This is a genomic window from Shewanella sp. T24-MNA-CIBAN-0130, assembly GCF_040310185.1.
GTDB lineage: Bacteria > Pseudomonadota > Gammaproteobacteria > Enterobacterales > Shewanellaceae > Shewanella > Shewanella psychromarinicola.
Window position 1 is genome coordinate 1 of record NZ_JBEOPP010000091.1, and the last position, 11,125, is coordinate 11,125.

At 40.7% G+C, this 11,125-nt stretch carries 10 protein-coding genes and 1 pseudogene; 7 read left to right on the forward strand and 4 right to left on the reverse strand.

The genetic code is table 11. The annotated features are described in order from the left end of the window. Nucleotides 1-1,245: 1,245 nt before the first annotated feature. The 4 genes from AAEZ02_RS21005 to AAEZ02_RS21020 all read right to left on the reverse strand — a co-directional run bounded on the left by AAEZ02_RS21005 (nucleotide 1,246) and on the right by AAEZ02_RS21020 (nucleotide 4,607). Nucleotides 1,246-2,145, reverse strand: coding sequence for an ABC transporter ATP-binding protein (locus tag AAEZ02_RS21005; protein ID WP_335686869.1), 900 nt, complete (start codon nucleotides 2,143-2,145; stop codon nucleotides 1,246-1,248). After that, the gene (locus AAEZ02_RS21010) at nucleotides 2,142-2,975 is read right to left on the reverse strand and encodes an ABC transporter permease subunit (protein ID WP_351124858.1); all 834 of its coding nucleotides are present in this window, start codon (nucleotides 2,973-2,975) and stop codon (nucleotides 2,142-2,144) included. The genes AAEZ02_RS21005 and AAEZ02_RS21010 overlap by 4 nt, the downstream gene beginning before the upstream one ends. A gap of 39 nt (nucleotides 2,976-3,014) precedes the next feature. Then, the gene (locus AAEZ02_RS21015) at nucleotides 3,015-3,668 is read right to left on the reverse strand and encodes a YceH family protein (protein ID WP_351124861.1); all 654 of its coding nucleotides are present in this window, start codon (nucleotides 3,666-3,668) and stop codon (nucleotides 3,015-3,017) included. Between the two features lie 105 nt (nucleotides 3,669-3,773). Further along, complete coding sequence (locus tag AAEZ02_RS21020; protein ID WP_101031962.1) at nucleotides 3,774-4,607, reverse strand: CvfB family protein; 834 nt, start codon at nucleotides 4,605-4,607, stop codon at nucleotides 3,774-3,776. A gap of 584 nt (nucleotides 4,608-5,191) precedes the next feature. Between AAEZ02_RS21020 and speA the strand changes: the two genes are divergently transcribed. The 7 genes and pseudogenes from speA to AAEZ02_RS21055 all read left to right on the forward strand — a co-directional run bounded on the left by speA (nucleotide 5,192) and on the right by AAEZ02_RS21055 (nucleotide 11,042). Continuing rightward, nucleotides 5,192-7,102, forward strand: coding sequence for a biosynthetic arginine decarboxylase (gene speA, locus AAEZ02_RS21025; protein WP_101031961.1), 1,911 nt, complete (start codon nucleotides 5,192-5,194; stop codon nucleotides 7,100-7,102). A gap of 73 nt (nucleotides 7,103-7,175) precedes the next feature. After that, the gene (locus AAEZ02_RS21030; RefSeq protein WP_124011684.1) at nucleotides 7,176-8,105 is read left to right on the forward strand and encodes an adenosylmethionine decarboxylase; all 930 of its coding nucleotides are present in this window, start codon (nucleotides 7,176-7,178) and stop codon (nucleotides 8,103-8,105) included. A 31-nt stretch (nucleotides 8,106-8,136) separates the two neighbouring features. Beyond that, nucleotides 8,137-8,745, forward strand: a pseudogene (locus tag AAEZ02_RS21035) (arginase family protein). 101 nt (nucleotides 8,746-8,846) lie between these two features. Further along, nucleotides 8,847-9,485 carry a pyridoxamine 5'-phosphate oxidase gene (gene pdxH, locus AAEZ02_RS21040; RefSeq protein WP_124011683.1) on the forward strand — a complete coding sequence of 213 codons (639 nt, stop codon included), beginning with the start codon at nucleotides 8,847-8,849 and terminating at the stop codon, nucleotides 9,483-9,485. Continuing rightward, entirely contained in the window at nucleotides 9,485-9,982 is a 498-nt protein-coding gene (locus tag AAEZ02_RS21045) for a YaiI/YqxD family protein (protein ID WP_101031958.1), read from the forward strand. The genes pdxH and AAEZ02_RS21045 overlap by 1 nt, the downstream gene beginning before the upstream one ends. Before the next feature lie 50 nt (nucleotides 9,983-10,032). Beyond that, complete coding sequence (locus tag AAEZ02_RS21050; RefSeq protein ID WP_101031957.1) at nucleotides 10,033-10,608, forward strand: YceI family protein; 576 nt, start codon at nucleotides 10,033-10,035, stop codon at nucleotides 10,606-10,608. A gap of 83 nt (nucleotides 10,609-10,691) precedes the next feature. Beyond that, nucleotides 10,692-11,042: a DUF3802 family protein gene (locus AAEZ02_RS21055; RefSeq protein ID WP_101031956.1), complete on the forward strand. Its 351-nt coding sequence runs from the start codon at nucleotides 10,692-10,694 to the stop codon at nucleotides 11,040-11,042. Nucleotides 11,043-11,125 lie beyond the last annotated feature (83 nt).

Consider the following 11,125-nt stretch of genomic DNA (forward strand, 5'->3'; position numbering starts at 1 on the left):
ATCATCTAAATCATCTAAATCATCTAAATCATCTAAATCATCTAAATCATCTAAATCATCTAAATCATCTAAATCATATAATCATATAATCATATAATCATATAATCATCAGTTTCACCTCATTGTCTAAGTTATTAATCTCATTTATATCCTTATGAATAGTGTAGCAATTACATTAAATATTACGTCGCTTACGCTTGTTAGTTCAAGGTAGCCAAAATAACTATTCCATAAATAACCATGCCATAAAATAACTATGCCCTATATGGACCCTAAGCTTTTATAACACTTTTGATTAATCGGTTCACTAGCATATATTTAGCGTCTAAAGAGGTTTTTTTGCCAGCGCCATGATGTAAATCTGAAACCTATTACCTTCTCTCTACATTGGCATTTAAGCCTTATCCTTCGTTGTAGCGCTTTGAACTCCCGCAGAACAACAAGATTACTGAACACAATTGCTCCCTCCACTTAGCACCGACTCAATAACTTGACTGGTTATTTGATTGCCCTAGGGAGTGTCGGCGATATAAACATAACTACCCAAGGGAATTGGCGATTGTTCGTGCGCCATGACGGCAAGGGGCCGTTAGCTAGTTAACCTTAGCGTGGGATATTTCAACGGTGGTCAAAAGCTTGTCCTGCTAACGGCTTTGGCGGCTGTAGTAATTGGCTTGTAATGGATAGGCTATTGAGGGGGTGGCAATGCTCTGCTCGAAAAAAAATGGGCAAGTTTGAGATCAAATCGTTGAAACTATTTTGACTTATATCGAGCAGTGTTACTTCTTGCTCACGTTGAGGTTATTTGCATTAATGATATTCAAAGGGGTGCGAGTGAAGAGGCTTTTCAGTTTAATGCACTTGTTGTTAGAGTACCGATTGTTTTAGAACACTTGCCGTGAGGGGGGTAGCTGTTCAGATTATTTGTTTGAAAACTTTTGTCGTTTTAGAGTAAATACAGTTCTGGGGATTTAACGGTGACAGAACTTGCTGTGCAGTGGCTTAGCGGTAATATTATTAATGAATTTACTGTGTTCAGTGATGGGAGTGTAAATCGTTTTGCATTATGCTGACCAGATGCATTACTGATGTGCGCAAGGATACCATCGCTTATTAATTAGGTGAGTCATCACAGATTAATAAGCAATGGCATTGACTAGGGCCATCAGGTTATTCAGTCTCTTTTTGGTAACGCTAATCCATTTCTCGTCAGTATTAAAGTGTTGTTTTACCCATGACGATGGCTTAAGAAAATAAGGTTTCCTCTAAGGTTCTGCCTTTAAGCAATGCCTTATATTGCCACTGATGGGTAGTAAACAGCTCAAATAACTGCATTTCAAGGGTAAAGCTAGATTGTTTTTGATACTCGATTACATACTGCTCATCACTAATTCGTCTTACTTCAATAATGTCGTTAAGGCCTAATAACTGCTGATGTAGACTGTCCATGTCGCACTGTTTCATGGTGAGTGTGAGGAAGTCTGTGGCTTGACTGGCGTTTATAGAGACGGATTGTTGCAGTTTTCCATGTTCAAGATAGACAACTTGGTCGCATAGTTTTTCAAGTTCATCAAGATTATGTGAACTGATCACAAATGTGGTATTACCGGATAAGTCTTTAACAATCTGCCGAATTTTTTTCGCATTGGCAGGATCAAGTCCGGCTGTGGGCTCATCGAGTAATACAATTTTGGGTGAACCCATCAGTGCTTGAGCAATTGATACCCGTTTACCCATGCCGTGACTTAAGCTTTTAGGTTTGGCATCAGCGGAATCGGTTAAATCCACAAGAGTAAGCACTCTTAACGCTTCTTGCTTGGCAGCCGCGACTGTCATGCCTTGCAATTGAGCGAAAAACTGCAGTTGCGACACAATCGTAAAATTAGGGTCTAATGCGGCATCTTGTGGTAATGCCGATAACAGCCCCTGTAGCGCTTTGCTACCAGGCTTATGACCTAAAATCCTAATACTACCTGTGGTGGGTTGAATATAACCGCACAATAAACTGAATAGGGTGGTTTTACCGGCACCATTGGGACCCACTAATGCGATAGGAGCACCTTCAGTCAAGGTTAACGATACGTTATCGAGTGCAAGTTTATTGGCATATTGTTTAGAAAGGTTGTCACATTGAATAATACTCATAGCGCGCTCCGACTCATCAAGACTTTACCGACAAATAAAATAACTGCAGTTTGCAGTAAAGGAATGGGAGCAAGTGCCAATGAACTTAATCCTTGAGTGTTGATCAAACTCGCAATTTGCGAGCCAGGAAGACACCAATTTAACCAGCTGAGTTGTGGGAAATTCATATTCACTATGGCGATAACAATCGATACAACAGCCCATAAGATGATCGCAAAAATACTTGCTTGCCTGGCTGAATTTGCTTGTAATGACAGCACCGCCATGGCGGCAGTATAGGGCAGTAATATAATCACTAGGTTAACCATCACTAAAAGACTGGTTGTTATTGATGGCAACAATAATGATATATCACGAGATGATGCCAGTGCTATGGTCGCTAATAGCGTTAAGATGATCAACATAAATTGAATAAGCATTTGACCTAAGAAACGACCAAAGAACAAACTAGTACGACTGACTCTTAATGTTAGAAATCGTAAGCTACCACGTTGTTTATCTGAACTAAATTGATCAGCTGCTATAAAAATACTAAACATTGGGAACAGATAGAGTGCCGCCAACCAAAACACGGCAAATTCTGCCACAGGCCATTCGAAGAGATGACGTAAACTCCCGGGCCCAAACAGTGCTTCGGTAACATTTCTAAAGCTGGGCAGCATGATAAATTCAGACGCACTCTTAATAGGATAAAGCAATAAAATGGCCCAAATTAACATAAAGGAAATTAATGAAATCATGCCGCTTTTATTACTAAAACGTTTGGTGAGTTCATATTTGGCTAATAACCCAATATGAGTAAGTGTTGACGGAGAGGTGGTACGGTCCATATCTATTCCCTTGCTTAACCCGTTAATGGAAAGCATAAATTAGTTTAATAGCGTCTCTAATTGCGCAATTTTTTGCTCGAGTAAATCAACTCTTTGCTCAAGCTCTGTGACCCGATCGTTTGGTTGTAAAGAGTGCGGAGTGTGAGTAGAAACCTCAATGGCGTGACTACTATTCACTTGATAGTCGTCGACGTTACCACTAAAGCACTCAAGGAAGCGGCAATCACGTTTATTAGCTTCTCGAGCGAGTTGCACTACTGAAGGTTTTTCCCGTTGGCTTAACGCCAGCAATGCGGTCTCAACTTGCGACATATCAGTAAATTCGTGGAGTCGGTTGGTACGGGTTTTTAGTTCCCCTGGTGTTTGTGGGCCACGAAGTAATAACACACAGATTAATGCGACTTCAGCACTGGTTAACTGTAATTCACTGAATTCGGTGTTACAAAAGCGATGCTTATATTTTACGACTCGGCTGCCAAAACCCGATTGCTCGCTGATTAAGCGTTTTTGGGTAAGTTCATCTATTATCGTTTGTACTTGAGATTCGCTCAGTGACATAACCGGTTCGCGACTGCTTTTTTGATTACATGCTAAGGCGAGTGAATTTAATGACAGAGGATATTGATCAGGAGTCGTGAGTTCTTTTTCGAGCAAGCATCCGATAACTCTAGCTTCTAGTTGGGTTAATTCCATACACAGTATCCTTTTAATGAAAAGCATGATTCTATTACTTTTATAACAGAGGCATGCTTTTTCTCAAAGGATTGGACTAGTTTACTCAAGTTAATCGAATATTGTTCACACAGTTAACCGAATACCGTCAGTTTCGATGGTGATCTCACCGGCTTTAAATAAGCCGCCAATGGATTTTTTAAAGGCTTTTTTACTCATGCCGAGTTTGTCATAAATGACATCAGCATCCGTTTTGTCATGTAAGGGTAAAAAACCGTTCGCGCTGCGCAGTTTATTGATGATCAAACGGGCATTTTTATCCAGCTCGTCTTTATCACCTTTTTGCAGTACAAGATCAATTTTGCCATCACTGCGGATGGTTTTAATAAAACCAGTGACCTTTTGTCCAAAGCGAAGTTTTTGAAACACTTCATTTTGGTAAATAACGCCCCAATGCAGGTGATTGATAATGGCTTTATAACCTAAATCTGTCGTGCCGCCGATGATCAAGTTAACTTGTTCGCCTTGGGTGTAGTGTGCTTCAGTTTTGTCGACAAACTTATCCAGTTTAGAGGATGCCATAATGCGTTCATCGGCATGGTTGGCATGGACATAGACTAAGTATGAGTGGCCTTCTTCTGCCGGTTTGTGTTGCTCACCAAAGGGTAATAATAAATCTTTGTCTAAACCCCAATCTAAAAATGCACCGAAAGGCCCAGTGGCAATCACTTTTAAATAAGCATATTCACCTACTTGGGCCAGAGATTTTTGGGTGGTGGCAATCACAATGTCTTCAGAATCTAGGTAAAGAAACACATCGACCATATCCCCGACATTACAACCGGTAGGGACAAATTTATTAGGAAGCAAGACTTGTCCAAGCTCTTGAGCATTTAGATAAACCCCAAAATTAACTTGTTTAACGACTTCTAATGAATAACGTTTACCGATCTGTATCATGAATGACTCTACTTTAATAAAAATGAAAAGATGATCTTAATAAAAACACTTAATTATACACGTAAAATTCGCTCACGTTGTGTGAATTAATCGCTATCTAAAATCATTTGCTGTTATCACTGTCTTTGTCGATGTTTACCATGGGAATTGTTGGCAAATTATTATCAAAATTAATCGGTAATTAACTTGCATTACACATGATTGCAGGTTTTAATTGCGCCGTTTTTAAAAAGGTCGAAAATGTGTTAAGTATGAGCTGAAAAGTGAACTAATGAACCCCTTAATGAGTAAAATACTTGTTACAGTCTTCAGCCCATGCTCAGCAACCAATATTTGCATGCTTTGCAAATATCTGCGTAAGATGTTCGACAGTAAAAGGTGCTAAAGACGATAACAATACGGCGCAGTCTAAAACTCGTTAGCTGTGTGCTTATTTCGTCTGTCACAGGTTATACAGCCATGATGAAAGTGCTGGTAAACCTGTTAATTTCTGAGTTAACGTTACGGCGTTATCTGGATTATTTAACAAGCAGTGGCTACCGATGGGGGCGCTGCTAACGTTGATACAAATACGGAAAATAATTATGTCTGATTGGTCTATCGAAGATGCTCGCTCTGGTTATAACGTGATTCACTGGAGCCAAGGTTTTTATGGTATTAGTGAAGATGGTGAAGTGACAGTGTCACCTAACCCACAAAATCCGGATCATAAAGTTGGCTTAAATGAATTAGCCAATAGTATGGTTGAAGCAGGCGTTTCGTTACCGGTACTAGTCCGTTTCCCGCAGATTTTACACCATAGAGTGGAAAGTCTATGCGAAGCATTTAATGATGCAATTAAGAAATACGATTATCAAAATGATTATTTGTTAGTTTATCCGATTAAAGTAAACCAACAAAAAACGGTGGTTGAAGAAATTCTAGCCAGCCAAAAATCGAAAGAAGTTCCACAGTTGGGACTTGAAGCCGGCAGTAAGCCAGAGTTAATGGCAGTTCTTGCGATGGCGCAAAAAGCCAGTTCAGTTATTGTATGTAACGGTTACAAAGATAAAGAATATATTCGCTTAGCATTAATCGGCGAAAAGCTAGGCCATAAAGTCTATATCGTGCTTGAAAAAATGTCGGAACTTAAAATGGTATTGGCTGAAGCTGAAAAGCTAGGGATCACTCCACGTTTAGGTTTACGTGTGCGTTTGGCTTTTCAAGGTAAAGGCAAATGGCAAGCCAGCGGTGGCGAAAAGTCCAAATTTGGTTTGTCTGCAGCACAAGTGTTGAAAGTTATTGCTGAATTAAAAAGTGCTAATATGCTGGATTCTCTCCAGTTATTACACTTCCATTTAGGTTCGCAAATTGCCAATATTCGTGACATTCGCCAAGGTGTAAGCGAAGCAGGCCGTTTTTACTGTGAATTGCGCCAACTCGGTGCCAGCATTGATTGTTTCGATGTGGGCGGCGGGTTAGCGGTTGACTACGATGGTACACGAAGCCAAAGCAATAACTCAATGAACTATGGTTTAAATGAGTATGCTAACAATATCGTCAACGTATTAACCGATTTATGTAATGAGTACGAGCAACCAATGCCGCGTATTATTTCTGAATCTGGTCGCCATTTAACGGCGCATCATGCGGTGTTAATTACTGATGTGATTGGTACTGAAGCGTATCAACCAGAAAATATTCAAGAACCAAGTGAAGAGGCGCCGCAATTATTGCACAACATGTGGCAATCTTGGTTAGAAATCAGCGGTCGATATGATCAGCGTGCGATTATTGAAATTTATCATGATAGCCAAAGTGATATTGCTGAAGCACACTCATTGTTTGCTGTGGGTCAATTAAGTTTGGCTGACCGAGCTTGGGCAGAACAAGCCAATTTACGTGTTTGCCATGAAGTGAAGGGATTATTAAGTAACAATAATCGTTATCACCGTCCCGTGATTGACGAATTGAATGAAAAATTAGCAGACAAGTTTTTCGTTAACTTCTCATTATTCCAGTCATTACCTGATGCATGGGGTATTGATCAAGTGTTCCCTGTGTTGCCTTTATCGGGTTTAGATAAAGCACCAGAGCGCCGTGCGGTAATGTTAGATATTACCTGTGACTCTGATGGTATTGTTGATCAATACGTTGACGGTCAGGGAATTGAAACAACTTTACCCGTCCCAGCGTGGAGCGCAGACAGCCCATACCTGATTGGTTTTTTCATGGTGGGGGCATACCAAGAAATCTTGGGTGATATGCATAACTTGTTCGGTGATACCAACTCAGCTGTTGTGCGTATCGATGAGCGTGGATCAAGCCAGATTGAGTCTGTTTTACAAGGCGACACGGTAGCTGATGTGCTACGTTATGTGAATTTAGATGCGGTAGACTTTATGCGCACCTATGAAGAGCTTGTGAATCAACATATTGTTGAAGAAGAGCGCGCCAGTATCCTAGAAGAGTTACAGTTAGGGCTTAAAGGCTACACTTACCTAGAAGATTTTTAATCTTATTTACTACATTAACTTGTTATTCAAAAAGCCTAGTTACCGCAGGTCGCTAGGCTTTTAAGTTGCTAAGATGTTTTTTGAAGGTTCAGAGAAAAAGTTAGAGATTATCGTTAATGCATCAGCCCCTAAATTACGGTCATTAGATCGAACATTTTGGGTGGGGCTTGTTGCTGCCTCAAATGCAGATATTTTATCTAGCATAAGTAATGAATATTGCGATGCTTATTTACTGAGTGAATCGAGTTTATTTGTTTGGGATGATCGACTCGTTATGCTCACTTGCGGCACTAGCTCGCTAGTAGAATCAGCATGCTACTGCATTGAACGTTTAGGTGAACAAGCTATTGCATATGTTTGTTATCAGCGCAAAAACGAATACTATGCCCATTTACAAGCAAGTTCTTTTGGCGACGATGTGCTTAGGTTAAGGCATTTTATTGCGGGGCAGGCCCACCGAATGGGTCATTTAGATAGCCATCATCACTATACTTTTACTACCGATAAAGAGTATCAAGCCAGTCGGTTTGATACCACCAATGAACTGCTGATGTATCATATTTCGGGTCCGATAGCGGATTATTTACGGGGTGATCAGCAATCAATGGTTCAAATTGGGCTGATGCTGCAACTGGAACAATTATTTAATGGTTTTAGTATTGATCAGTATTTATTCAGCCCGCTAGGCTATTCAATCAACGGTATTCGGGGTTGTGAATATTTTACAATACACATTACACCACAAGAAAATAGTTCTTATGTGAGTGTTGAAACCAACATTGATCTCACCACAACTCAGGTTGATATCTTTGCTGAGCTAGTAAGATTATTGCAGCCAAACAGCTGCGACATTATTGGTTTTAATAGTAATATTGCCAATAAGCAGTTTTTAAAGTACTTGTGTTTAAGCCAGTGCGCAATGACAATCGAACAAGGTTTTAACATACACTTCAGCCACTATCAGCAAGATTGCTTAGAAGTACTGAACCCTACATTATTGTAATTATCGGCATTTGCCATCTTTTTGATAGTCTATGACTACTTTTGCAGAAAAACCTGATTATTTGCTTTCTTCAAACGCATTCGGGTATTTACGCCAGCCACTGAATGTTAAACCAACGGAGTCTGATGCCGACGTGGTAGTGATTGGTTTACCTTTTTATATGGCAACAACAGGTCGTTCAGGTGGTCGTATGGGGCCTAATGCCATTCGCCAAGCATCGGTAAATTTAGTGTGCACCGCGTGAAGGATTGATTGATGTTGAGCATTCAATACAAAGTGGTATTCGTACCGAATACCACAAAGAAGGCCACGGCTTTGAGGTGGTTGATGCCGCAACGGCGCAACACATTGTTGAACAAGTGCGTGCTCGCGTCGTTGATATGCCGTTATACATCACGTTCGACATTGATTGTGTAGACCCGGCTAATGCTCCGGGCAATGGCACGCCTGTTTGTGGCGGATAAACCAGTGATAAAGCAATGAAAATTATTCGTGGATTACGTGGTATGAAGGTTGTTGGTATGGTTGTTGAAGTGGCGCCATCATACGATTCGGCTGAAATTCTGCGCTTGCAGGAGCGACTCTGGGCCTTGAAATGCTGCATGTCTGGGCAGAAGGTAAGGGCTTAATTAAAAAGTAATTTCAACTTTATCATTAAGCACATTCGCCAACGTGCTGACGTTGGCTTTTTTGTGCCTGCTCAGCGTAGAATAGATCTCGCAAGGTTAATGAGGAGCCAATATGAGTGATTTAAGTGATATTCGCCGTGAATACACCCAAGGTGGATTAAGACGGGCCAATTTGCCTACTAACCCGATGGATCTGTTTGAACAATGGATGCAACAGGCCACAGAGGCACAACTTACCGATCCGACAGCCATGTCTATCGCAACGGTTGATGAGGATGGTCAGCCATTTCAACGTATTGTGTTGCTGAAGAAATTTGACGATAAAGGGTTTGTGTTTTTTACCAATCTAGAAAGTCGCAAAGCAAAACAATTAGCCGTTAACAGTAAAATCAGTGTACTGTTTCCTTGGCATGCTCTTGATCGCCAAGTGGCAGTATTAGGGCAAGCGGAACCATTATCTATATTGGATGTGGCTAAATACTTCATGTCCAGACCCAAAGACAGTCAAATTGCCGCATGGGTATCCAAACAATCGAGCAAGATTTCTGCGCGGCAAGCACTGGAAGGGAAATTTGCCGAAATGAAGGCCAAATATGCTCAGGGTGAAGTGCCATTACCTAAGTTTTGGGGCGGATATTTAGTCCGTCCAAGCAGTATCGAGTTCTGGCAAGGAGGTGAGCATCGTTTACATGACAGATTTATTTATACCAAAACCGATGCTGATTGGAATATTGATCGGTTGGCACCTTAATGAATGTTAATGAAGTGGAGCCTTTAGCGGTGATAACCAATAAAATCTGGGTTGATGCTGATGCTTGTCCCAATCCAGTGAAAGAGATGTTGTTTCGGGCATCTGAGCGTAAGTCGATTCAATTGGTGTTAGTGGCTAATCAAATGATTAACGTGCCAAGATCACCGTTAATTAGCATGATCCGAGTGAGTTCCGGTTTTGATGAAGCAGACAACTACATTGTTGAACAAGTTGTCAAAGGGGATTTAGTGGTCACCGCTGATATTCCTCTCGCGTCAGATGCGGTTGATAAAGGTGCACTAGTATTGAACCCTCGTGGTACCGTGTATACCGCTGAGAATATCAAACAGATACTGACTATGCGTGATTTTATGGAAGAAATGCGTAGCAGTGGCATACATACTGGCGGCCCGAATAGTTTTTCGCAAACGGATAAGCATGCGTTTGCACAAGCGTTAGATAAATGGTTGGCTAAATTGATCCCCAGCAAGATATAACGAAATATTACTCTATACTTAATCTGACTTTCTATACAAAGGACTTTATGATGAAAAAATGGTTACCTTTTTTAGCCGCGAGCTTGCTGAGTACATCTGTGATGGCAGGCGATTGGCAAGTCAATCAAGATCATTCTCGGGTGAGCTTTATTTCGATTAAGAAAGCCGATATTGCCGAAGTACATCATTTTAAACAAGTTGCAGGTGAATTAACGGATGCGGGTGCATTTTCTTTATCGATTGATTTAACCAGTGTTGATACCGGAATAGAAATTCGTGATCAGCGAATGCAGACTGTGTTGTTTGAAGTTGCGCAGTTTCCAAAGTTAACCTTGGATGCGGTGGTTAATCCCAAATTGTTGGCAGGATTAAAAGTCGGTGACACGCTAACGACCCAAGTTGAAGCAACCATTTCACTACATGGTCAGAAACAACAAAAAAGTTTTGAAGTGTTAGTGGCTAAATTATCTGACAAGAAAATGGTGATTTCAAGTTTAGCGCCAGTGATTATTCAAGCAAATGAATTTGGCCTTGTGTCGGGTGTCGAAAAACTTAAAGAAATGGCGGGTTTGCCGAGTATCAGCTTGGCAGTGCCAGTGTCATTTGTGCTAACCTTAGCGCAATAGTTACCTGTGGTTGTTAATGACTTTCAATCATCAAGATTGAGAGCCATTTTCGGCTAAGTAGTGTTTAAGAAAGGTGGGGCACAATGGTTACCGACAAAGACGGCTACATGCATTTAATTCAGTATTTAACTGAACATTTAGGGCTGTTTGAGTCGTCTGAAAATACCGTAAATACAACGGAAACTGTTATGGAACTGTTTGAAGATCAGTTATCTGCTCAGATCATTATGGTATGTGGTCAAAACCCGCAATTATCATTTGCTCAGCGTAATATAGTGATCCGTGAAATTGATGCAATAGTATACGACTTAGAAGAGATTTTAGCCTCTGTTGCTAATCATCAAGCCACACCCGAACAAAGTATCTTTATTACTGAGTTTTCAGGTTTGATTAAAAATTTATTTGATCAAGAAGTTGCTCATCTGTTGCGATAAATCTACTTAACCTCATATATGGTCTCCTCCCGTATTGCAAGGTATAACTCATCGATAACAGGGACAGGATTGCTGTCATATAT